Origin of the sequence: Enterobacter sp. E20 (assembly GCF_000801755.2) — a bacterium.
GTDB classification, from domain to species: domain Bacteria; phylum Pseudomonadota; class Gammaproteobacteria; order Enterobacterales; family Enterobacteriaceae; genus Enterobacter; species Enterobacter asburiae_B.
This window is the reverse complement of record NZ_CP012999.1, coordinates 3,004,337-3,026,806: the sequence shown is the minus strand read 5'-3', so window position 1 is coordinate 3,026,806 and position 22,470 is coordinate 3,004,337. Positions and strand designations below refer to the sequence as shown.

Genomic DNA, 22,470 nt, shown 5'->3' with positions numbered 1-22,470 from the left:
GTGGGTGTTTCCGGGTTTGCGCTTTTGCTCCATACTATTCACCTAATTACCAAAAAATGAAGGATTAAGATTTTGGCAGGAAGTAGCTTATTAACATTGCTGGATGATATTGCGACCTTACTGGATGACATTTCAGTGATGGGGAAACTGGCGGCGAAAAAAACCGCAGGCGTGCTGGGAGATGATTTATCGCTTAACGCCCAACAGGTGAGTGGGGTAAGGGCTAACCGTGAACTGCCGGTGGTGTGGGGCGTGGCAAAAGGCTCCTTCCTGAATAAGGTGATTCTGGTCCCGCTGGCGCTGCTGATCAGCGCGTTTATTCCCTGGGCCATCACGCCGCTGCTGATGATTGGCGGGGCGTTTCTCTGCTTCGAGGGCGTAGAGAAGGTCCTGCACTCCTTTAGCGCGCGCAAGCAGAGCGATACGCCGGAGATGCGCCAGCAGCGTCTTGAAGCGCTGGCCGCTCAGGATCCGAAAACCTTCGAGCGCGATAAGGTCAAAGGCGCTATTCGGACCGACTTTATCCTGTCCGCAGAGATTGTCGCCATTACGCTGGGCATCGTGTCTGACGCGCCGCTCCTGAATCAGGTTCTGATCCTCTCCGGCATCGCCATTCTGGTCACCGTCGGCGTCTACGGCCTGGTGGGACTGATCGTCAAGCTGGATGATATCGGCTACTGGCTGGAGGAGAAATCGAGCGCGGTGGCAAGAGGCATCGGCAAAAGCCTGCTGGTGCTGGCTCCGTGGCTGATGAAGAGTTTGTCGGTGGTGGGCACGCTGGCGATGTTCCTCGTGGGCGGCGGGATCGTGGTGCACGGTATCGCGCCGCTGCACCATGCGATCGAACATTTTTCCTCGGCGCAGGGGGCCGTTGTCGCGGCGATTCTGCCCACGCTGCTGAATCTGGTGCTGGGCTTCATCATTGGCGCTATCGTGGTCGCGGCGGTGAAGCTGGTTGAAAAAATTCGCGGCACGTCGCACTAATTGTTACCCGTTATGGGGTGCAAAAAGACCATTCCTCGTCTAAATTGAAACAGTTTCACCCTGATACAGGAGGCAGGTATGGTCTTTTTGGTCAGTGATGAAGTTAAGCCTAAGAAGGGCGGTCCACGTATGATTGTCACCGGGTATTCCAGCGGAATGGTGGAATGTCGGTGGCACGATGGCTATGGCATCAAGCGGGAAGCATTTCGTGAAGATGAGCTTCAGCCGGGAGACGGGCAGCACCAGCGGGATAAGGCTTAATCACATAACGCCCGGCTTTGCCGGGCGTTTTTATCTCCAGTACCGGGTGTAAGGCAGCGATCAGGGAGTGTGTGTGCAGCGCGATACCTTTGTTGTAAGACAATCTTTTTTGCAATGGCTGCATAAGCGTAGCAATCCGGGGTTGATTGTTAATCTCTGTTTCCTGGTTGTTCTGGTATTTTCGACTCTACTGACCTGGCGTGAAGTGGTGGTACTGGAAGAAGCGTACATCTCCAGCCAGCGTAATCATCTGGATACGGTCGCCAGTTCGCTGGACAGGCAGCTGCAGAACAGCGTCGACAGGATGCTGTTGTTCCGTCAGGGCATGCATGATGCGATCCAGACGCCGCTGGCATTTGATGTCCTCCAGAATGCGGTGTCACGCTTTAGCTCAGTCCGCATGCTCCCCACCTGGCAGCTTGCCGTTGATAAAAAACGCACCCTTCCCATTAACGGTGTCTCGGATGCCTTCGTCGAGAAAACCACATTTCTGAATCGTGACGCCGAACGCCTCAGCCACGAGATTTCTGCCACGCTCGAAGTGGGGTATCTGCTCAGGCTGGCGTCGTCCAGAGCACAAACGGAAGCGCGCGTGATCTACGTCTCCCGCGCCGGGTTTTTCATTTCCACCGATACGCCGGACCAGGCGGGCGACATTACCTCCCGCTATTACCATCTTGTCACGCAGTCCTGGTTTACCCAGCAGTCAGAGCGGAACAATCGCGCTCGCGCGGTGCGCTGGTTCATCTCCACCCCCTCCTCCTGGACCAATGATGAACGTATGATCACCGCCAGCGTTCCCATCTATTTCGATCATTACTGGTATGGCGTCGTGGCGATGGATTTTACGTTGGGCACCATGCAGCGCCTGCTGGCCGATGCGACCGAAGACCGAACGGAAGGGGAGTATCAGCTGTACGATACCCGGCTCAATATGATTGCCACTTCTGCCCATACGGGAAATGCGGTTAATCATTTTGACGAACGCGAAACGGCGCAGATTGCGCAGGCGATTGAGCACGCCACCGGCGGCGGGATCCGCCTCGGAAGCCGTTTTGTCAGCTGGGAGCGGCTCGATCACTTCGACGGCGTTGTTCTGCGGATCCACACCCTGCACGAAGGGGTACAGGACGACTTCGGCAGCATCAGTATCGTGCTGGCGCTGATGTGGGCGCTCTTTACCGCCATGCTGTTGATCTCGTGGCTGGTGATCCGCCGCATGGTGAGTAACATGTATACGCTTCAGCACTCGCTCCAGTGGCAGGCCTGGCATGACCCGCTTACCCGCCTGAATAATCGCGGCGCGCTGTTCGACCGCGCAAAATTGCTGGCGGAAACCTGTCGCCAGCAGTCGCTGCCGTTCTCGGTGATACAGATCGATCTCGACCATTTTAAAAATATCAACGACCGCTTCGGCCATCAGGCCGGGGATAAGGTGCTCTCCCACACGGCAGGACTGATTGCCAGCGCGTTACGCAAGAATGATGTGGCAGGGCGTGTAGGCGGGGAAGAGTTTTGCGTCGTCCTGCCGGGGATTGGTCTGGAGGAGGCGAGAAGCGTCGCGGACCGTATACGTTGCCGGATCAACAGTAAGGAGATCCTGGTGAAGAAGAGCACGACCCTGCGCGTCAGCGCGTCGCTGGGGGTCAGCAGCGCGGATGAAGCGGGTAACTACGAGTTTGAACAGCTGCAGTCCGTGGCGGACGTCCGGCTGTATCAGGCCAAACAGAGCGGGCGTAACCGGGTCGTCTGGCGGGATTAGGAGAGGAAGTGATCCAGCCCCTCCTGCCAGCCCGCCGGGCCGGGCTGCCGGGTGTGATAAACCCGGGCAGGGTTATCGTCCCGTAGCGTGATGCCCTGGCGGTTAATGCCCTTAATCACCACCGCGAAGTCAACACTGTCGAGCAGGGGCGCATCATTGGGACCGTCGCCGAGCCCCAGCGTGGTGGGTTCAATCTCTTCCAGCTCGCGGTATTGCTCAATCAGCCAGTTCACCGCAACGTCTTTGCCGCAGCGAGCGTCCAGAACATGCCAGAAGCGCGCGCCCTGCAGGCATTTCAGGCCGACATTCGCCAGCTCCTCTTCAAACTGGACCAGTTTCTCGTCGGTATCGCGCCAGATGAGCGTGACGGACGCTTCATGCTTGCGGGCAAGCGCCGAACGGTAGCGCGTCAGTCCGGTCCACTCGCTGATAACGTGCTCATCCACGTCGTCAAAGGTGGTGAATTTATAGCCCGTCTGCAGGCGAATTTGTTCGATTCGCGGGCGAATATCCCGGTGCGTCAGCCCCCTTATCTGGCGCTGAACCTTATCCCAGCGCACGTCAGGCTGAATCACCGCGCCGTTCTCGGCAATAAAAGGCAAGCCTTCCAGCCCCAGATCCAGCTGGAGATCGAGCATCTCTGCCGCGGTCTTGCTGCTGCAAAGAATGACCGGAACCTGATTATCCAGCAGCCTGTCCAGCCAGGGCATGGCGGGTTGCCACTCATAGGTGTGAATATCCAGCAGTGAACCATCCAGGTCAGAGAAAATCAGCAATGTATCCCGCAGTGAAGGCATAGCGACTCCTGGTAACAGATGCGTCTCGCTCTAAGAAAATTCCTAAAAAATAAGTAAGGCGAAAACCGGAGAAAAGTGGAATGCTCCTGGCAAACCCGCATTCGGCGTGTGTTATTGCTCATAACAAAAAGCATTATGTTAAAAATATTATATTCATCGTAAGAATATATGCTTGTCAGCCAAATTCGTTGGGGATAGTGTGGCATGTACATCAGATTTCCTGGTGTAACGAATTTTCAAGTGCTTCTTGCATAAGCAAGTTTTGATCCTGGTCATCCCCATGGCCGGGATTTTTTTCGCCCTACCGATTGGCTTCAGACACGCTAAAGTCGTGAATATCAAGCTCGAAGGCCTCCGCCAGCTCGCGATAGGTGTGATAATCCCTTCCGTTGACAATGACGCGGTCCGAATTGTCGTCCGACCGGCGGACTTCTGACTCACTGATCTCATTGATGGCGGCCAGCAGGGCATCGACATCCACCTCGACTTCGCGCTTGATGGTGTCGCTGTACTCTTTATCGGTCTTCATTACGGGGTTCCTCTTTCAGCCGTGTCCAACAGTAAGTATAGACTGTGTATAAAAACGCCAATCACGCCGGGCGGCGATGTGCGTTTTTGCGTTTTGTTCTACACTGGCTCAAAACCAGAGGAGGAATGTATGAAGGTCAACGATCGGGTAACCGTTAAAACGGACGGTGGGCCGCGCCGCCCGGGTGTGGTGCTGGCAATTGAAGAGTTTAGCGAAGGCACAATGTACCTGGTATCGCTTGAAGACTACCCGCTCGGCATCTGGTTTTTTAACGAACTGGGGCATCCGGACGGCATTTTTGTCGAGAAGGCGGAGTAGCACGGCGTCGGGTAGCACAGCGCGTGCCCGACACCCTCTCCAGAAGCAAAAATCTCTGGCCAGGCCAGAGATCAAAGGTAGGGTGCACAGGTCTTAAGCGACTAACGCATGTTGACGAAAATCCCGTTCGTCACATTATCGGTCAGGCGTACCACGTGGTAGATCACTTGCTTATTATGCGTTTTAATTTTCCTTTTAATATTTCCTTTGTGTGACGAAACGGTTTTCGCTTTAATATTCATCTGGTCAGAGATCTGAATAGTTCCTTGTCCCGCCATCCACATTCGCAGCATACTTGATTCAGTCCTGCTTAATGATAGGGTGGGTAAGTTAACCGCTCCTACATTTTTAACTTCTTTATTCAAATAATCACCCAGAATGTCATCCAGCGACTCGGGTTTAATCGATTTAGAACTGATCAATAAATTTTTACGGACCAACAAATACTCATCGAAATGGATATTCGCGATCGCCATAAAAACAATAAACAGGGTTTTTGGATGCTGATTAATGATTTGCTTAATGTGCTGACTGTTGGCTGGATCGTGAATGAAACAGTCCTCATTAATAAACACCACGCCTGGTTTTAGTTCGTCACAAGCGGCTGCGAGTTCGTCAACGGTGTGTGCATCGTTGATGTCTCTCTTTCTTACCCCTCTGCTTGCCAGGTACCCGGTTAACCCTAGCCGGGTGTAGCTGCATAAATCCATAATGATCGTTGACATGGCATACCCTCACTCAATGCGTAACGATAATTCACCATCTGCCTGAGAGCTCAAAACAGCCATACGGGATGGAAAAAAATAATAAACCTGTGAGCATGACAAAGACTTTCAGGCGGACTCACTATCCCGTAAAGTTACGTATAATTTGCCAGGAATCTTCTTAAAGTAAAGTAAATATTAAGTATTGTGAGATGGTTAGAAACAATTAAACCGCGTCAGATATATCCTGGAAGATGTTTTACGCGTTTTATTTTAGGAATATCCTCAGAAAGACAATAGCAACAGTGAGGGCTATTATTTACGTGGCAGCTCGCTGACAATATCCGCTAACAGGTTGAATATCTCGCCGAATAAATGTTCACAGAAGGGAGCGATAAGTGGCATCAGTAATGACATTAATAAAATCCCAACCGTCAGCGTCAGCGGAAAACCAATGACAAACACCGAAAGCTGCGGCGCCATTCGGTTGAGTAAACCTAACGCCAGGTTGACGGTCAGCAGCAGGGTGATGATCGGCAGCGCCAGCATCAGCCCGTTGAGGAAAATCAGCCCCGCAGCGCGGGTAAGCGCGAGGAAAGCGTTGCTGTTCACCGGATTTTCGCCAATCGGCAGCGTATGGAACGTATCCACCAGCATGGAGATAAGCCAGAGATGGCCGTTGAACGACAGGAACAGCAGCATGGCGAGCAGATCGATAATACGCGCCAGCACGGGCATGTTGAGATGACTGCCAGGGTCAACAAACGTGGCGAACGATAGCCCCATCTGCAGACCGATCAGTTCCCCTGCGGTACGCACCGCGGCAAAGGCGAGCTGCATGGTAAAGCCGACGGCGACGCCAATCATCACCTGCTGCAGGGCCACCCACACCGCGTTCGCCGAGAAGATCGGAATATCCACGGGGGGAAGAGAGGGCGCGACGATAATGGAGATGATAATGCCCAGCCCCACCTTGACGCGCTTGGGTATCGATTTCTCACTGAGAATCGGGGCGGTGGATATCAGCGCCATGATGCGCAGCATCGGCCAAAAATAGACGCCGAGCCACTGAACCCACTGGTCGCTGGTGAAGTGCAGCATCGTCAGGTCAGCCGATGATGTACGGCAGATTGGTAAACAGGTTGCGCATATAGTCCAGCAACAGGTTCAGCATCCACGGCCCGGCCACGATAATCGCCACGAACACGGCGATGATTTTCGGGATGAACGACAGCGTCATTTCGTTAATCTGCGTGGCGGCCTGCAGGATACTGATAATCAGACCGGTAACCAGCGCGACAAGCAGCAGCGGCGCGGCAACGGCAATCGCGATTTTCATCGCTTCCGTGCCCATCATCATGACCGATTCGGGTGTCATTGCCGTTCCTTAACTGTAGAAACTCTGCGCCAGCGAACTGACCAGCAGCTGCCAGCCGTCGACCAGTACAAAGAGCATGATCTTAAAGGGCAGGGCAATGGTCGCGGGCGGCACCATCATCATCCCGAGCGCCATCAGGACGCTGGCGATCACCAGGTCGATAATCAGGAACGGAATAAAGATGGTAAAGCCAATCTGGAACGCGGTTTTCAGCTCGCTGGTGACATAGGCAGGCAGAAGAATACGCATTGGCACCGCTTCCGGTCCCTGCATCTCGCCGGTGTTGGACAGGCGGGCAAAGAGGGCCAGGTCGGCTTCGCGCGTCTGACGCAGCATAAACTCTCGCAGCGGCTGAGCGCCTTTATCCAGCGCCTCCTGCATGGAGATTTTGTCTTCGCTGAACGGCTGATAGGCGTCGGTATAAATCTTGTCGATAACCGGCGACATAATGAAAAAGGTCAAAAACAGCGCCAGCCCCAGCAGAACCTGGTTTGGCGGCGCGGAAGGGGTTCCCAGCGCGTTTCGCAGCAGACCAAAGACGATGATGATGCGGGTGAAGCTGGTCATCATCAGCAGGATGGCCGGAATAAACGTCAGCGAGGTGATGAACACCAGCGTCTGCACCGGAAGCGACCAGCTTTGTCCGCCGCCCGCGAGAGGGGTGGAGACCAGACCGGGCAGCTGTGCATAGACCGCGGGAGCAAACAGGCCAACGCCCGCAAGCGTCAGGGATAACAAACGGCGCATCAGGATCTCCCGGAACGCTTAAGCAAACTCTTCATGACGGACTGAAAATCCGCAGGGGCGTCTGCGCGCTCGTCCACCACAACAGGGGCGGGCGGCAGCTTATGTAATACGCTGATGTTTGAGGCCGTGACGCCCAGGACCAGGCGCGCATCGTCTACCTCGACGATGACCACGCGCTCGCGTGGACCCAGCGTGGTGCTGGCGCTGACCTTCAGGCCGCGGGCACCGGCGGTTTTACCCGCCAGGCCAAAGCGTTTCGCCAGCCAGGCGGCGATAAGAATAAAGGCAATAATACCGAACAATGCCCCGCTCACCTGGAGCAGAGGCGAGCCGGGAACGGCAGAAGGCTGTGATATTGTTGCCTGGGTTTTCATGCTTAACGGCTCAGACGACGCATACGTTCAGACGGGGTAATGATGTCGGTGATGCGTACGCCGTATTTATCGGCAACCACCACCACTTCACCCTGGGCAATCAGATAACCGTTGATCAGAATATCCAGCGGCTCGCCGGCCAGACCGTCAAGGGCCACCACGGAACCCTGCGTCAGGCGCAGCAGCTCTTTAATGGTCATGCGGGTGCGTCCCAGCTCAACGGTCAGCTTAACCGGGATATCCATAATCAGGTCGATGTCCTGCAGCGTGCCGCTGACGTCACCGCCGCCGAGCTGCTGGAATACGGCATCCGCTGCACTTTTGGCCGGGGGTGCTTTTTGCTCGTTTAACGCGTCAGCCCACAGATCGTCCAGTGCTCCGCTGTTCTCATCGGACGGATTGTTCATGTCACTCATTTGGGCTGTTCCTCATTCAGCGAATTCAAAATCGGGTTGATCAAGTGCTCAACGCGTAACGCATACTGACCGTTAATCGTGCCGTACTGGCTTGTCAGCACGGGGACACCATCCACATGGGCAATAATGCGGTCGGGTTTTTCTATCGGCAAAACATCACCGGGTTGTAATTTCAGGATCTGAGATAACCGCAGCGGGATATCGGCGAAGCTCGCCACCAGCTCAAGCTGCGAATGCTGGACCTGGCGGACCAGGTTTTCACGCCAGTTCTGGTCTTCGTTGCGGGAGTTCTCCAGCGGCGGGTTCACCAGCAGCTCGCGCAGCGGTTCGATCATGCTGAACGGCAGGCAGATGTTGAACTCGCCGGTCAGGTTACCGATCTCCACGTGGAACGGCGTGTTAACGACGATATCGTTCGGGGAGGTGGTGATATTGGTAAATTTCACCTGCATCTCAGAACGGACGTACTCCACTTCCAGCGGGTTAATCGCTTTCCACGCGTCGCTGTAAGATTCCAGCGCCAGCTTCAGCATGCGGTTAATGACGCGCTGTTCGGTATGGGTGAATTCACGACCTTCTACTTTGGTCGGGAAACGCCCGTCGCCGCCGAACAGGTTATCCACCGCGATGAACACCAGGCTTGGCGAAAACACCACCAGACCGGTGCCGCGCAGCGGCTTCAGATGAATCAGGTTAAGGTTGGTTGGCACCGGCAGGTTGCGGGCAAACTCATGATACGGCTGAATGCGGATCGCACCCACCGTAATATCCGGGCTACGACGCAGCAGGTTAAACAGCCCCATACGGAACTGACGTGCAAAACGTTCGTTAATGATCTCCAGCGCCTGCAGACGTTCACGTACCACGCGACGCTGGGTATTCGGGTCATAGGGACGAATATCGCTATCGCCGCCAATACCCGGTTTAGGATCATCATTGTTATCGCTGTCGCCGTTGAGCAGCGCATCGATTTCTGCCTGAGAAAGAATACTGTCGCCCATGTCGTTACCGCAGAATGAATGCTGTATACAGAACGTCAGTGACTTCCTGCTTAGGTTGGCCGTTTACCAGCGGGGTCGCCAGCGTTTGTTTAATGGCGTCGACCAGCTTTTGCTTACCCACATCGGTAGCCAGCGCCGAAGCGTCCTGACGAGAGAACAGCAGCAGAAGGCGGCTACGCACTTCAGGAAGGTAATCGTTCAGACGTGAACGGGTGGCTTCATCTTTCAGGCGCAGCGTAATGCCAACATAAAGCACGCGATCCGCATCACCCAGATTGACGGTGAAGGTATCCAGCGGGAAGAACACTGGAGCCGGCGGAGGCGGTGCTTCAGCTTTGGCTGCAGCGGTGGTCGGTTCCTGCTGCATACGCCAGTAACTATAGCCCGCGGTAGCGCAGGCGGCGAGCGTGATCAACACCAGCAGCGGGATCCAGATGGAACGCTTACTTTTTTTGGTGATAGCGGAGTCAGTCATCTGATACGAGCTTCCTGTTTCGGTACAGCTTAATAAGGTGATTATCCCGTGTCCTGCTGTCGTCAAAGCGTGGAAAAGACGGGGATAATCACGCTACCTCTGGCGTTTAGGCGAAGATGTCTACGGCACTGTTACCGCGCGCTGCGGACTGCAGGGCGGCAGGAACAGGCAGTAACTCATCGCTCTCTTCATTAAAACCGCCGGTGTTGCCGGAACGCGAAGCCTGGTGCTGCTGCTGGGATGAAGACTGCTGCTGCCCGGCGAAGCTCTCGCTGCTGACGCTGCTCTGCGCAAGCTGAATGCCGTTTTCCGCCAGTGAGGTCCGCAGTACCGGCAGCGCGGCTTCCAGTGCCGCACGGACGTGGCTGTGCGCAGAGACCATCTGCAGCTGGGCCTGGTTATCATCCAGCTTAAGCGAAATTTGCACCTGACCCAGATCTTCCGGGTGCAGGCGCAGCTCTGCCGTCTGCTGGCCCTGCTTAGTGAACAGGGTGATGTGCTGGCTCAGGGACTGCTGCCATTCGTGGGTCCCCAGAGGCTGGCTTAATACCGGCGCGCTGGCGAGGGTGGCGGCCGTCTGACTGGTCGCATGGCTGGACATAATCGGTGCCAGAGTAGCTGTTGGTGATGATGATGAGGACGAACTGGCGAGCTCCTGCTTCTCTGCCGCCGCGGCCACGGTCGGTGTAGCAGGCGCGTTGCCCTGCAGGGCCGGCTCGTGATTTTTCACCTGGTTCTGATAAGGCGTAGCACTCTGCGCTTTATCGTGGCTTCCCGCAGACGCGTTCAGGGACGGTTGGCCCGCGCCGTTTGAAAGCGTCGCGGAATTCAGCGTTGAGGTGGCGGAAACGCCCTCGCTGCCTGCCGCGCGAGAGGCGGTAGTTTGCTGCTGGTGCGGCAGCATCGCCATCAGCGCGCTTAATCCGGCCAGCTCTTCTTCGCTCAGCTCGCTCTTACCGTCATCTTTGCTGTTCGCCGCATTGAGCGTCTTCAGCGCGTCGCCTTTAGACAGCGGCACCAGCCCGGAAACCAGCGTATCAAGCGACGTGACGGGCGACGTTTCATCGCCGTTCAGCGCGGTCTGGCGCGAGAGCAGGTCGGCAATTTTGGCCTGCAGGGTGGTATCCCCTTTGGCGTCCTGAGCCACTTTTGACAGTTTACTGCCGGCGGCTTTCAGGTCAGCCAGGGTCAGCGGCGCATCTTTGCCCTTGCCCGTTGCGTCCGAGAGGGCGCCCGCCAGCAGAGAGAGAAAGTCCTGTGCACCGTCGGTGCCTTTCCCCGTTTGCGTGCCGCCTGACAGGTCGCTGTCGCTCATCAGCAGTTGTTGCAGTGTGATCATTCCGGTTTCCTCATTGATGCGCGCTGGGCAAACTCATCCATTTTCTTCTGATCCAGACGGTTTTCCGCCAGGGTCGTTGCCGCGATCTGTCTGTCCTGTAAAGTCTGCCAGGCCTGCAGTCGCTGCTTCTTCTCGCGCCAGAAATTCAGCGCGGTATCGACTTTCTGGGTCCACTGGTTAAGCTGCTGGCGATGCTGATCTATCGCCTTCTCCAGCGTCTGGATAAACTGCTGATAGTTAATCCAGCGCTGGCTTCCAATGCCCTGTGTCATATCGGTATTGAGGTTGGTGCGATATTCATGCTGATAGTCGATCAACATCTTCAACTGTTCTTCAGCCTGCTGGCACCCGCGTCGCATTGCGCCTAGCTGCAATGCGGCATCATCAACTTCTTTTTCAGCCAGATCTTTCAGCGTTGATAACGCGCTGTTTTGCGCCATGACCTTCGCCCTCCACCTGTGTTACACCTGCGGGAAAATCAGCTCCAGTGCCTGAATTGAATCTTCCCAGTCGGCGCGTTCAAAAATGCCTTGTTGCAAAAATGCCTCCAGCTGCGGCCACAGGCTAATCGCCTTGTCGAGCATCGGGTCGCTGCCTTTGGCATACGCCCCCACGCTGACCAGATCGCGGTTGCGCTGGAAGCTGGAAAGCAGTTGTTTGAAGTTACGCACGCGGGCGTAGTGCTTCTCGGTTATCAGCGCCGTCATTGCGCGGCTGATAGAGGCTTCAATATCGATGGCCGGGTAGTGCCCGGCTTCGGCCAGACGGCGCGACAGCACAATATGACCGTCAAGGATCGCGCGCGCGGAGTCGGCAATCGGGTCCTGCTGGTCATCGCCTTCCGTCAGTACCGTATAGAACGCGGTGATGGAGCCGCCGCCGCTGATGCCGTTCCCCGCGCGTTCCACCAGCGCAGGGAGTTTGGCGAATACCGAAGGCGGGTAGCCTTTGGTCGCCGGTGGCTCACCGATGGCCAGCGCGATTTCACGCTGCGCCATCGCGTAACGGGTCAGGGAATCCATGATCAGCAGCACGTGCTTGCCGCGGTCACGAAAATCTTCGGCGATACGGGTGGCATATGCGGCACCCTGCATGCGCAGCAGCGGCGACACGTCTGCCGGTGCGGCGATCACCACCGAGCGGGCGCGGCCTTCCGCACCCAGAATGTTTTCAATAAAGTCTTTTACTTCACGACCACGTTCACCGATCAGCCCCACGACGATCACGTCGGCCTGGGTATAGCGCGCCATCATGCCGAGCAGGACGGATTTGCCCACGCCTGACCCGGCGAACAGTCCCATACGCTGCCCGCGACCCACGGTCAGCAGGGCGTTAATCGGGCGCACGCCGGTATCCAGCACATGCTCGATAGGGGTACGCTGCAGGGGGTTGAACGGTTGGGTGATCAGCGCGCCGGTTTCGGTGGTGTCCGGGGAGGGCAGCCCGTCGAGCGGTTTCCCGCTGCCGTCCAGCACGCGGCCCAGCAGGGCAGGGCCAAGCGGCAGCTGCTTCCCGCTTTGCAGCCCGTCGCCAGAAATGTTTTTGGCATACACGCGCGCGCCGGGCAGAATGCCTTCCACCTCTTCAAGCGGCATCAGGAACAGGCGCTGGCCGTTAAACCCGACCACTTCGCTTTCAACTTCACGCGTTTCCAGACCATCCTGACGCTCAATGACGCAGGTCGCGCCCAGCGGAAGCTGCAGGCCGGTGGCTTCGAGAACCAGGCCGGTGGCGCGCGTCAGTCGCCCATAACGACGAACAGATGGCAGTAGCGCCATCTTCGTCTCAAAGTTGTCGAGCGTGGTGAGCCAGCGGGTGAGGCGCGCGGTCATCAGACGACTCCCGGTGCCGCCAGGCGGCACAGTTCCTGCCAGCGGGTGGCGACGCTGGCATCCAGATCGCCTTCATCGGCAGAGACTTTGCAGCCGCCGTGATGTAGCGACGGGTCGCCGCGCAGGCGCCAGCCGTGCAGGTTAAGCGTCGCGCCCAGGCTCTCTTCAACGCGCTGCAGGTCGTCCGGATGGACGCGCAGCTGAGGTTTCCCGCTGAACAGCGGCTCCTGCTGAAGCAGACCCTGAATTTGTTTGATAAGCGCGGTGTTATCCACCACGGGCGTCTGGCCGATGACCTGACGCGCGGCTTCCAGCGCCATCTGCATCAGTCGCGAGGCAATCACGCTGTCCAGCGCGTCCAGGGTGTGCTGGAACTCGCTGACCAGCTGCTGCATGCGGGCATGGATCGGCGCCTGCTGCTGGCGCGCCTGATCGATACCGTGCTCTAACCCTTTCGCCAGACCTTCCTGATACCCCTGCTCGTGGCCTTTCTGGCGGCCTTCATTCAGACCGGCGTTATAGCCCTGCTCGTGCGCCTGCATTTGCAGCTGCGCCAGCATCTGGGCCTGCTGCTCCTCTTCGGTCAGCTCGGGCTGCTCGACGTCAGGGTCAAGCTCTTCGGTTGCGATGACGGCCGGCGTGAACTCGGAGAGGGGAGGCGCCAGATCGTCCGGCGTCCAGCGCTTCCAGGGCAGCTCATTAGACATAGGTGTCGTCTCCGCTGCCAATCACCATCTCGCCGGTTTCCGCCAGACGACGAACAATAAGCAGAATGGCTTTCTGTTCGTTTTCCACCTGAGACAGACGAACCGGGCCGCGGTTGGCAAGGTCGTCGCGCAGGATATCGGCCGCACGCTGAGACATGTTGCGCAGGAACTTCTCGCGCAGCGGCTGCTCGGCGCCTTTGAGGGCGATAAGCAGCGACTCGGAATCCACTTCCTGGAGCAGGCGCTGGATGCTGCGGTCGTCCACTTCCACGAGGTTTTCGAACAGGAACATCTCGTCGATGATTTTCTGTGCCAGCTCGCCGTCGAATTCGCGAACCGCCGTAATGACGGCCTCTTCCTGCTGCGTTTTCATCAGGTTGATGATTTCCGCCGCCGTTCTCACGCCGCCCATTTTGCTGCGCTTGAGGTTCTGACCGTCGAGCAGGTTGTTCAGTACTTCGGTCAGCTCCGCCAGCGCGGCCGGCTGGACGCCGCCGAAGGTCGCGATACGCAGCATCACATCGTGACGCAGGCGCTCTTCGAACAGGGCCAGAATATCGGCCGCCTGACCACGTTTGAGGTGGACAAGGATGGTGGCGATAATCTGCGGGTGCTCGTCGCGGATAAGGTCGGCGGCGCTCTGCGGCTCCATAAAGTTGAGCGTTTCGATACCGCTGGCGGTATCGCGCGTTTCCAGAATGTCTTCCAGCAGGCTGGAGGCACGCTCTTCGCCCAGCGCCTTGACCAGCACGGAGCGGAGGTAGTCGTTGGCGTTGATGTTGAGCGCGGCAAACTGTTCGGCTTCCTGTTCAAACTCTGCCAGCACTTCGGTCAGCTGCTTGTTGGAGATCTGACGCACGTTGGCCATGGCCGCACTGAGAATTTGCACTTCTCGCTGGGAGAGATGTTTAAACACCTCTGCCGCACGATCTTCGCCAATGGTCATCAGCAGGATGACGCTTTTATCGGTGCCCGTAAGCGTATTACTCATGTTCGTTACCCATCCACTGGCGGATGACCAGCGCCACGACGCGCGGATCGTTATCTGACATTTCGCGAATGCGCTGGCTCATGACCTCAGCGCCCATGCGCTGGTTAGCACGACGCTGCTGTATCTGTTCATCTTTGCTGAGGCGCACTTCAACCGCTTCTTCCGTTTCCTGACGCGTGTTCATCTGTTCGCGAGCCGCTTTTTCGGCTTCAGCACGGCGCTGGAGCTGCGGACGAACGCCCTTACGCCACAGCAGCCACGCGACAATCAGCACCAGCAGCCAGCGTCCTGCGGACATCAGCTGGTCGATAAACGCCTGCTGTTGCCAGAACGGCAGTTCACCGCCGGTCTCATCAACCGAGTTGAACGGTGAGTTCACCACGTTGAGGGTATCGCCGCGCTTCTCGGAGTAACCCATCGCTTCACGGGTCAGGTTTTCAATCTGCTTCATCTGCTCGGCAGTCAACGGCAGCGGTTTGCCGTCCGCCAGCGTTTTGTAGTTCACCACTACCGCAACGGAAAGACGCTGAATATCGCCCACGTTCAGTTTAGTGTGGCGAATCGTCCGATCCACTTCGTAGTTCGTGGTTTCGTTACGGCTGCTGGTGCGCGGACCGGTGTTACTGGTCGTTGAGGTGGTCTGCTGATTATTTTGCTGACCGTTCTGCTGATTGGCCGGCGGCGTAGAGATCGGTGCCGCGTTAGCCGGGGCAGGCTGGTTAGACAGCGCGCCCGGCACGCCGCCCGGGTAGGCACCGCCGACCTGCTCGTTCGAATTGATCTGGCGTGAACGCATCACCGCCTGAGCCGCATCGCCGTTCGGGCTGTACTGCTCTTCAGTTTGTTCTTTGTTCGCGAAGTCGATCTGTGCGGTTACCTGCGCGTGCACGTTGCTGTTACCCACGACCGGGCCGAGGATGGCTTCAATACGGCGCTGGAGTCGGCTTTCGACATCGGCGGCATACTTCAGCTGCGCATCATTCAGATCGCGACCGGCGGTATTGGACTGCGTCAGCAGGTGACCGCTTTGGTCAACCAGCGTCACGTTACCCGGCGGCAGACCGGCAACGGCGCTGGAAACGAGGTGCGTCACCGCGCTGATTTGACCTTCGTCCAGCGCGCGGCCGGGTTCAAGGTTCACGGTAACGGAAGCCGAAGGTGATTTCTGTTCGCGGACAAATAAAGAAGGTTTAGGCATCGCCAGGTGCACGCGGGCACTCTTCACCGGGCCTAATGTTTCAATGGTGCGGGCCAGTTCACCTTCCAGCGCACGCTGGTAGTTCACCTGCTCGCTGAACTGGCTGATACCGAATTTTTCCTGATCCAGCAGCTCAAAGCCAACCGCACCGCCCTTCGGCAGCCCCTGCTGGGCCAGACGCAGACGCAGTTCGTGCACCTTATCAGCCGGTACCTCAAGCGCACCGCCGTTATCGGCAAAGCGATAAGGGATGTTCATCTGGGTAAGCTGGGTGACGATGGCGCCGCCATCCTGATCGGAAAGGTTGCTGTAGAGCGTCCGGTAATCAGGGCTTTTCGCCCACAGGACCATCGCTACAAGGATCGCAATTGCGGCAGCGCCTGCCACGATCAACGGGATTTTAGGATTCGCGCGAAGGCGGTTCATCCACTCGAGTGATTTATTCTGCGGCGCTGTCGATGCTGTTGCACTCATTGCGCACCTCTTAAATCCTGGTGGTTTACGTTATTCGTGTAGAGAAACAAAACTGACTCCCGGGTCGGCAAACACGACAAAAGTTCCATATTGATGGCCCTGCCATTATTTGATGATTCGTGATTTTCTATGCGTCAAATAACCTGGTTTTTTCATGCTATTTACCGCCATTATCTTATTGACAAGCTGTTAGTCTTGACCGCGTAAAAAACCATCCAGGGGAGAGTCATGGCTATACAGGGCATTGAAGGGGTAATCAGTCAGTTGCAGGCAACGGCGATGACGGCCCGTAATCAGAATGTGGCAGATCAGCAGCCGAGCATCAGCTTCGCGGGGCAACTGCATGCCGCTCTTGACCGTATCAGTGATACCCAGACCGCCGCGCGCACTCAGGCAGAAAAGTTCACCCTCGGTGAGCCGGGCGTGGCGCTGAATGATGTGATGACCGATTTGCAAAAAGCCTCGGTTTCCCTGCAGATGGGGATCCAGGTGCGTAACAAGCTGGTGTCTGCGTATCAGGAAGTCATGGGGATGCAGGTTTAAGACCTCTCGATCTTCGCTGGCAGCCGCAGCGCTTTAATGCCACAATATTTTTTTCTTCGAATGCAGGAAAGATGATGAAAAAAATAGCAATTGCTGGCGCGCTGCTGGCACTGACCGGGTGCGTTCAGGTCGATAATTATAAAGACGTGATCAAGCATCCTGTCCCGGCGCATCTGGCGGGATACTGGCAGTCGAAAGGGCCGCAAAGCAACATGGTCAGCCCGAAGGCGATTGCCACGCTGGTGGTGACGGAAGAGGGCGATACGCTGGACTGCCGTCAGTGGCAGCGCGTGATTGCCGTGCCGGGTAAAATCATGCTGCGTTCAGACAGTTATTACAACGTGACGCGTAAGCTGGATATCTATCCGCTGGAGCGCGATGGCTCGACGCTGGAGTATGACGGGCTGGAGCTGCAGAAGGTCGACCGTCCAACGGTTGAGTGTGCCGATTACCTGAGCAAGAATCCGCTCGAGAGTAAACTACCCTAAGGGTAAACGCAAAACGGCAACCTCGTTGCCGTTTTTGGTGTTTGCGCCCTCTCCCTGTGGGAGAGGGACGGGGTGAGGGCATCAGGCCCCACGTTTCCCGTTCTACAACGCATCCTCTATCACCCAAACGCTGACGCTTCCCCCATTACAGGTAAACGTCCCTTCGCCATCCGCCGCCGTGGTGATGGTTTCTTCGCGATTGCCGAGAAAATCCCGCCACGTTTTGTTGCCGTAGTTTTCCCCAAGACAAATCACTTTTTCACCATCATCCCCGTTCGACATCACCACCACGCAGCCGGGATCGTCTTCAGTACCGCTGCGGCTGAAGGCGATGCAGTTTGGATGGTCGAAAAACAGCGTTTGCACGCCGTGGGCAAAACGCTGGCGCGCGAGGATCAGCTCGTGAAGCTGCTCAATGACCGGCATATCAATATGGTACGTTTCACCGTCGCCTCCCGCGTCGTCATAGCTGGCGCCGAAGAGATCCGGATAAAAGACGCTCGGCACGCCATTTTCCCGCAGCAGGATCAGCGCGTACGCCAGCGGTTTAAACCAGGCTTCGACCGGTGCTTCAAGCGCCTGCAAAGGCTGGGTGTCATGGTTCGCGACGAGGGTGACCGCATGGAACGGATCGGCTTCCACCAGGGTACCGGTGAAGATTTGGCTCATGTCGTAATCCCGGCCCTGACGTGACGCCTCGTGGAATTTCATCTGCAGAGGGGCATCAAACAGCATGGTTTTGCCTTCGACCTGGTCGATATAGGCCTGAAGTTTATCCACTTCATGGGACCAGTATTCCGCCACGATAAACAGCGGCTGGTCGGCGACTTCCTGGACGTGCTCAATCCACTCCTTGTAAAACCAGGCGGGAATATGCTTGACGGCGTCCAGACGAAAACCGTCGCAGCGCGTCTGTTCCATGACCCAGCGGGCCCAGTATTTGATCTCCTCGGTCACGGCGTGATTGCGAAAGTCGATATTTTCGCCCATCAGGTAATCGAAGTTGCCCATCTCATCATCAACCTGATCGTTCCAGCCTTCGCCGGTATAGTCGTTGACGATTTTAAAGATGCCGTCTTCATCGGGGTTTTCAATGTGGTCGACGCCGCTGAAGCATTTGTAGTCCCAGATAAACTGTGAGTACTGCCCGGCCCGGGCTGGGAAGGTGTAGCGAGTCCAGGCTTCGCATTCAATGACCTCGTCATCGATTTGCGTGCGGTCCTGTTCGTTCACGCGCTGAACGCGCACGGGCTCTTTTTCATCGGCGCCCATTTTGTGGTTGACCACCACGTCCAGCAGAACGGCAATGTCGTTGCTTTTAAGGGCATCAATAGCCTCCAGCAGCTGCGCCTTGTCGCCGTATTTCGTGGCGATACTGCCTTTCTGGTCAAACTCGCCAAGATCGAACAGGTCATAGGTGTCATAGCCGACAGAATACCCGCCGGATGCCCCTTTACAGGCGGGCGGCAGCCAGATCATGTTGATGCCGATTTCGTTAAGATTGGGAGCTAACGCCGTGACCTCACGCCACAATTCACCGCCAGCAGGGTAGTACCAGTGAAAACATTGTAACAGGGTGGGGTTTTTCATCATCCTTGCTCCAGAAGCCATTGGCAGACTTCTGGAGTATGGATGAAGAAATCATAGTTGTGTGTCGCGGGTCAAACTTTCTGGATAAAGAATATTCCCTGACAGCTTTCCATAGGTAGACGTGATGGATTGCTGTTTGCCGGTTTGATCAATCAGATTACGCAGTTCGTCCATCCGGACTTTCAGCAGTGCCTTTAGCGCATTCTCATTTTCAAGGATCATTTCCAGCAGCGCACGCGCTTGCTCAACCTGAGCAGGAGGGCATGACATGATGGGCGTTTGAGATATCTTTTCCACCAGTTGAACATAATGCATTTCCTGCTCGATAAGCGCATCCCATTGACCAGAATGTGCGAGATTTAGCATAGCAATGCTCTGAGCATGTAACGCCTGCCAGTGGCTAAGCGCTGCGCTGGGATTATTCATCAAAATTATCCTGAAATAGAGGACGCATTGGGGCCGATTTGCTTCCACGCATCCGCAATGTTGTTTAATAAACCCTCGACTTCAACAATTGCGTCTACGTCGTTACTGACATTCGCCAGCAACAAACGTCGAACCATATATTCGTACAAGGAGGCAAGATTACCGGACAACTCGCTCTCAACCTCCATGTTCAGTCCTGCTTTTAAACCGTTGTCGATGATATTGATGGCTTTCGTTAACGCTTCGCCTTTCTCACGAATTTGTCCGGCTTCCATGAACAAACGCGCGCGAACAAGGGCGCTATGCGCCCCGTCGAACAACATGACAATCAGCTGGTGTGGACTGGCATTCATGACTGCGCTTTCGACTCCTATCTGCTGATAGGATTGAACACCAGAGGTCTTATACATATCCACTCCTGAAGGCTACGACTATTTTTGTGAGAACTGTTGGGTCAGGTAGTTGGCTGTATTGGTCATTTTGGTGACTAATACGTCCAGACTGGTGAACTGGGTTTTGTAACGCGCCATGGTGGCATCAATAGTGGCTTCCATAGCATCGTAACGCTCACCCAGAGTTTTTAGCGTTTTGTTGATCCCGTCTTTCGCGTTCTGGATCACCCCGGCGCTGCCGGTACTGGTGCTGAGCATGGTGGTCAGCGTGTTGTTCATCTGAGTGGCCATACCGGTTTTCTTGCCGTCACCGACAAAATACTGCTGTACGGCGTTCGGGTTCTCGGTCAGCGCTTTTTTCAGCTTATCGGTATCGACTTTCAGGTTACCGACGGTACCGTCAGAACCTTTTACCGGGTCCTGGGTAATTCCCAGTTGGGCCATGATCTGTACCGAGCCGCTCTGCACTTCGGTCAGCAGGCCGCGCAGCTGAGACTGGATCCCGCGCACGTTTGCATCACCAACAAGTGCCCCGTTGCTGGCTGACTGGCTGCCGGCGCCTGCATCAACCGGAACATACTTCGTCAGGCTGTTAATGGTGGACTGCAGCGAGTTATACGCCGTGACCCAGTCGGTGATCGCCTTCTGGTTCGCATCCGTTGCGCGAGTCACCTCCAATGTTTCATCTGCCTTGCTTTCTGCTTTCAGCGAGAAAGTCACGCCAGGCAGGGCATCGGTAATGGTATTCGTCTGGCGCTCAATCGAAATGCTGTTCACTACCACAATTGCGTTTTGAGCTCCGGTGTTAACCGTCAGTGCGCCCGTTTTTGTGGTTGAGTTGTAACCAATTGCGTTTTGCAGCTTATCGTCGCCAGTGACGCTGATCGTCATTTCACCATCCGTACCGGTGGTTTTAGATGACAGCATCAGGCGGTAATCACCGTCTTTCGCTTTAATGACGCTGGCGGTGACGTTGCCGTTCGCTTTATTAATGGCGCTCGCAATCCCGGCCAGAGACGTATCGCCATCCGCCAGGGTGACCTCTAAAGGCGTTTTCGTGCCCGGCTGGGTGATGGTGATTTTACGCGTCGTACCTGTCGTATCGCCCAGCAGATCCGTGTTGTTTGCATAGGAGCCGGTAGTCAGTGCCTGCGCCTTTGCAACCTGGTTGACGTTGACAACAAAGGAACCCACGGACGCGTCAGCCGTTGTCGTGGCGGTAAAGGCCGTGTTGGTGCTGCTAACGGACGTTGAGTTCCAGGTGGTTGCTTTACCCAGCGCAGCGGTCGCAGTCTGCAGCGATGTCATGGCGCTCTGCAGTTTGCCGTAAGCGCTTAACTGTGCGTTATACGTTGATTGCTGGGAAGTAATCGTCGTCAGCTTGGTTCTTTCTGCTGCATCCAACTGATTATATAAATCCCCGAGTCCTGCAGAACCTATCCCGAGGTTACTGATAGTAGCCATGCATATTTTCCTTAAAATACGAAAGTAGTTCAGGACTCTTATCGGCCTCTCAACGTAAAAGTTTACGATGGTGAGAAAAAAATAATCCAAAGAATAGGCACGTCCTGGCGGGGTAAATGAAAGGATTGCACTTTAGGGTCATTATCCGTGTATTGAAAACACGAATAAGTGTGTGCCTTTTTTGTCATCTCTTTGCGCGTTAAAAAAGCATAAATAATAACGCTCTGATGGACCTTAATTGATTTTTTAAAAATAAAATGATTAAAAATCAATGTTTTGCAATTTTTTCAAAATTGATTCTAAAGTCTTTTGGGGACCCGTCGATAACCTTGTTGACGGTGAGAGACGCTGTGAGTGTTAGGCACCGGACCTAAAACCCAATTTTTGAAGGAAACAAAATTATGGCAGTTATCAATACTAACCTGTTGTCCCTGACCACTCAGAACAACCTGAACAAATCTCAGTCTTCTCTGGGCACTGCTATCGAGCGTCTGTCCTCCGGTCTGCGTATTAACAGCGCGAAAGACGATGCTGCTGGCCAGGCGATTGCAAACCGCATGACCGCTCAGATTAAAGGCATGAACCAGGCTGCGCGTAACGCCAACGACGGTATCTCCATGGCGCAGACTGCTGAAGGTTCTCTGAACGAAATCAACAACAACTTGCAGCGCGTTCGTGAACTGGCTGTTCAGGCAAGCAACGGCACCAACAGCACCTCTGACCTGGCCTCTCTGCAGGATGAAGTTACCGCGCGTCTGAATGAAATCAACCGCGTTGCGGGCAAAACTGATTTCAACGGCATCAAACTGCTGGACGGCACTGCAGGTACTGCTGGTGTGGTTAAAATTCAGGTTGGCGTGAACGACGGCGACACCATCGATCTGGACCTGAGCGGTGCAAAAGCTGACACCACGACTCTGGGTGTTGCTGCTATCGACCTGAAAACTATGACCGCTACCGACCTGGGCACCATCGACGCAGCTATCGCTAAAGTTGATAAAGCACGTTCTGGCCTGGGTGCTGTGCAGAACCGTTTCACTTCTGCAATCAACAACCTGAACAACACCTCAACTAACCTGTCTGCTGCTCAGTCCCGTATCCAGGACGCTGACTACGCAACTGAAGTTTCCAATATGTCCCGCGCGCAGATCCTGCAGCAGGCTGGTACTTCTGTTCTGTCTCAGGCAAACCAGGTTCCACAGACCGTTCTGTCTCTGCTGCGTTAATTTTACGCGTGAAACCCCGCTTCGGCGGGGTTTTTTTATCTCTGCTATTTGAGA

At 55.6% G+C, this 22,470-nt stretch carries 26 protein-coding genes and 1 pseudogene; 7 read left to right on the top strand and 20 right to left on the bottom strand.

Features of this window, described 5'->3' with window-relative positions; all coding sequences use genetic code 11:
* The first annotated feature begins 72 nt into the window (after positions 1 to 72).
* From NI40_RS14180 to dgcQ, 3 genes are all read left to right on the top strand, one after another.
* A complete protein-coding gene (locus tag NI40_RS14180) occupies positions 73 to 984 on the top strand; it encodes a DUF808 domain-containing protein (protein ID WP_032658668.1) in 912 nt (303 codons plus the stop codon).
* Positions 985 to 1,062: 78 nt separating this feature from the next.
* On the top strand, positions 1,063 to 1,245 hold the full coding sequence (locus tag NI40_RS14175) for a YodC family protein (RefSeq protein ID WP_023312315.1): 183 nt from the start codon (positions 1,063 to 1,065) through the stop codon (positions 1,243 to 1,245).
* A gap of 73 nt (positions 1,246 to 1,318) precedes the next feature.
* Positions 1,319 to 3,007: a cellulose biosynthesis regulator diguanylate cyclase DgcQ gene (gene dgcQ / locus NI40_RS14170; protein ID WP_039263785.1), complete on the top strand. Its 1,689-nt coding sequence runs from the start codon at positions 1,319 to 1,321 to the stop codon at positions 3,005 to 3,007.
* On the opposite strand, the gene NI40_RS14165 is transcribed toward dgcQ, so the two are convergent.
* Positions 3,004 to 3,804, bottom strand: a complete 801-nt coding sequence (locus NI40_RS14165) for a mannosyl-3-phosphoglycerate phosphatase-related protein (protein ID WP_039263784.1) — start codon at positions 3,802 to 3,804, stop codon at positions 3,004 to 3,006. The genes dgcQ and NI40_RS14165 overlap by 4 nt on opposite strands.
* Before the next feature lie 301 nt (positions 3,805 to 4,105).
* Positions 4,106 to 4,333: a YodD family peroxide/acid resistance protein gene (gene yodD, locus NI40_RS14160; protein ID WP_008500310.1), complete on the bottom strand. Its 228-nt coding sequence runs from the start codon at positions 4,331 to 4,333 to the stop codon at positions 4,106 to 4,108.
* Between the two features lie 129 nt (positions 4,334 to 4,462).
* On the opposite strand from yodD, the gene dsrB reads away from it, so the two are divergent.
* Positions 4,463 to 4,651, top strand: a complete 189-nt coding sequence (gene dsrB, locus NI40_RS24135) for a protein DsrB (RefSeq protein WP_013097741.1) — start codon at positions 4,463 to 4,465, stop codon at positions 4,649 to 4,651.
* 101 nt (positions 4,652 to 4,752) lie between these two features.
* Here dsrB and rcsA read toward each other — a convergent pair whose 3' ends face one another.
* From rcsA to fliF, 14 genes and pseudogenes are all read right to left on the bottom strand, one after another.
* Positions 4,753 to 5,376 (bottom strand): transcriptional regulator RcsA, encoded by a 624-nt coding sequence (gene rcsA, locus NI40_RS14150; protein ID WP_008500313.1) that lies wholly within the window; start codon positions 5,374 to 5,376, stop codon positions 4,753 to 4,755.
* Positions 5,377 to 5,663: 287 nt separating this feature from the next.
* Positions 5,664 to 6,456 (bottom strand): annotated as a pseudogene (gene fliR, locus NI40_RS14145) (flagellar biosynthetic protein FliR); the annotation flags it as partial.
* A gap of 7 nt (positions 6,457 to 6,463) precedes the next feature.
* Complete coding sequence (gene fliQ, locus NI40_RS14140; RefSeq protein WP_008500315.1) at positions 6,464 to 6,733, bottom strand: flagellar biosynthesis protein FliQ; 270 nt, start codon at positions 6,731 to 6,733, stop codon at positions 6,464 to 6,466.
* A 9-nt stretch (positions 6,734 to 6,742) separates the two neighbouring features.
* Positions 6,743 to 7,480 (bottom strand): flagellar type III secretion system pore protein FliP, encoded by a 738-nt coding sequence (fliP, locus tag NI40_RS14135; protein ID WP_033145903.1) that lies wholly within the window; start codon positions 7,478 to 7,480, stop codon positions 6,743 to 6,745.
* Complete coding sequence (gene fliO / locus NI40_RS14130) at positions 7,480 to 7,854, bottom strand: flagellar biosynthetic protein FliO (protein ID WP_023312309.1); 375 nt, start codon at positions 7,852 to 7,854, stop codon at positions 7,480 to 7,482. The genes fliP and fliO overlap by 1 nt, the downstream gene beginning before the upstream one ends.
* A gap of 2 nt (positions 7,855 to 7,856) precedes the next feature.
* A complete protein-coding gene (gene fliN / locus NI40_RS14125; RefSeq protein WP_023312308.1) occupies positions 7,857 to 8,270 on the bottom strand; it encodes a flagellar motor switch protein FliN in 414 nt (137 codons plus the stop codon).
* Positions 8,267 to 9,271: a flagellar motor switch protein FliM gene (gene fliM, locus NI40_RS14120; protein WP_023336184.1), complete on the bottom strand. Its 1,005-nt coding sequence runs from the start codon at positions 9,269 to 9,271 to the stop codon at positions 8,267 to 8,269. Before fliM ends, fliN begins: the two co-directional genes overlap by 4 nt.
* A gap of 4 nt (positions 9,272 to 9,275) precedes the next feature.
* Complete coding sequence (gene fliL, locus NI40_RS14115) at positions 9,276 to 9,746, bottom strand: flagellar basal body-associated protein FliL (protein WP_023312306.1); 471 nt, start codon at positions 9,744 to 9,746, stop codon at positions 9,276 to 9,278.
* Between the two features lie 106 nt (positions 9,747 to 9,852).
* Positions 9,853 to 11,085 carry a flagellar hook length control protein FliK gene (gene fliK / locus NI40_RS14110; RefSeq protein ID WP_039263783.1) on the bottom strand — a complete coding sequence of 411 codons (1,233 nt, stop codon included), beginning with the start codon at positions 11,083 to 11,085 and terminating at the stop codon, positions 9,853 to 9,855.
* Complete coding sequence (gene fliJ / locus NI40_RS14105; RefSeq protein ID WP_023312304.1) at positions 11,082 to 11,525, bottom strand: flagellar export protein FliJ; 444 nt, start codon at positions 11,523 to 11,525, stop codon at positions 11,082 to 11,084. The genes fliK and fliJ overlap by 4 nt, the downstream gene beginning before the upstream one ends.
* Positions 11,526 to 11,546: 21 nt before the next feature.
* Positions 11,547 to 12,917 carry a flagellar protein export ATPase FliI gene (gene fliI / locus NI40_RS14100; RefSeq protein WP_023312303.1) on the bottom strand — a complete coding sequence of 457 codons (1,371 nt, stop codon included), beginning with the start codon at positions 12,915 to 12,917 and terminating at the stop codon, positions 11,547 to 11,549.
* Positions 12,917 to 13,624 carry a flagellar assembly protein FliH gene (gene fliH, locus NI40_RS14095; protein ID WP_023312302.1) on the bottom strand — a complete coding sequence of 236 codons (708 nt, stop codon included), beginning with the start codon at positions 13,622 to 13,624 and terminating at the stop codon, positions 12,917 to 12,919. The genes fliI and fliH overlap by 1 nt, the downstream gene beginning before the upstream one ends.
* Positions 13,617 to 14,615, bottom strand: coding sequence for a flagellar motor switch protein FliG (gene fliG, locus NI40_RS14090; RefSeq protein WP_023312301.1), 999 nt, complete (start codon positions 14,613 to 14,615; stop codon positions 13,617 to 13,619). The genes fliH and fliG overlap by 8 nt, the downstream gene beginning before the upstream one ends.
* The gene (fliF, locus tag NI40_RS14085; protein ID WP_039263782.1) at positions 14,608 to 16,287 is read right to left on the bottom strand and encodes a flagellar basal-body MS-ring/collar protein FliF; all 1,680 of its coding nucleotides are present in this window, start codon (positions 16,285 to 16,287) and stop codon (positions 14,608 to 14,610) included. Before fliF ends, fliG begins: the two co-directional genes overlap by 8 nt.
* A 228-nt stretch (positions 16,288 to 16,515) precedes the next feature.
* Here fliF and fliE point away from each other — a divergent pair, with 228 nt between their 5' ends.
* Together fliE and yedD are read left to right on the top strand one after the other, a co-directional pair.
* Positions 16,516 to 16,830 (top strand): flagellar hook-basal body complex protein FliE, encoded by a 315-nt coding sequence (gene fliE, locus NI40_RS14080; RefSeq protein ID WP_008500329.1) that lies wholly within the window; start codon positions 16,516 to 16,518, stop codon positions 16,828 to 16,830.
* 74 nt (positions 16,831 to 16,904) lie between these two features.
* Positions 16,905 to 17,318 (top strand): lipoprotein YedD, encoded by a 414-nt coding sequence (gene yedD / locus NI40_RS14075; RefSeq protein WP_039263781.1) that lies wholly within the window; start codon positions 16,905 to 16,907, stop codon positions 17,316 to 17,318.
* 102 nt (positions 17,319 to 17,420) lie between these two features.
* Here the strand turns inward: yedD and amyA are convergent, their stop codons facing one another.
* From amyA to fliD, 4 genes are read right to left on the bottom strand one after another with little or no spacing between them, the layout of a single operon-like run.
* Positions 17,421 to 18,908, bottom strand: a complete 1,488-nt coding sequence (gene amyA / locus NI40_RS14070; protein WP_039263834.1) for an alpha-amylase — start codon at positions 18,906 to 18,908, stop codon at positions 17,421 to 17,423.
* Positions 18,909 to 18,959: 51 nt separating this feature from the next.
* On the bottom strand, positions 18,960 to 19,334 hold the full coding sequence (fliT, locus tag NI40_RS14065) for a flagella biosynthesis regulatory protein FliT (RefSeq protein WP_033145899.1): 375 nt from the start codon (positions 19,332 to 19,334) through the stop codon (positions 18,960 to 18,962).
* Positions 19,335 to 19,339: 5 nt separating this feature from the next.
* A complete protein-coding gene (gene fliS / locus NI40_RS14060; RefSeq protein ID WP_033145898.1) occupies positions 19,340 to 19,744 on the bottom strand; it encodes a flagellar export chaperone FliS in 405 nt (134 codons plus the stop codon).
* A gap of 21 nt (positions 19,745 to 19,765) precedes the next feature.
* Positions 19,766 to 21,190: a flagellar filament capping protein FliD gene (fliD, locus tag NI40_RS14055; RefSeq protein WP_033145897.1), complete on the bottom strand. Its 1,425-nt coding sequence runs from the start codon at positions 21,188 to 21,190 to the stop codon at positions 19,766 to 19,768.
* A 401-nt stretch (positions 21,191 to 21,591) separates the two neighbouring features.
* Here fliD and NI40_RS14050 point away from each other — a divergent pair, with 401 nt between their 5' ends.
* Entirely contained in the window at positions 21,592 to 22,416 is an 825-nt protein-coding gene (locus NI40_RS14050; protein ID WP_033145896.1) for a flagellin N-terminal helical domain-containing protein, read from the top strand.
* The last annotated feature ends 54 nt before the right edge of the window (positions 22,417 to 22,470 follow it).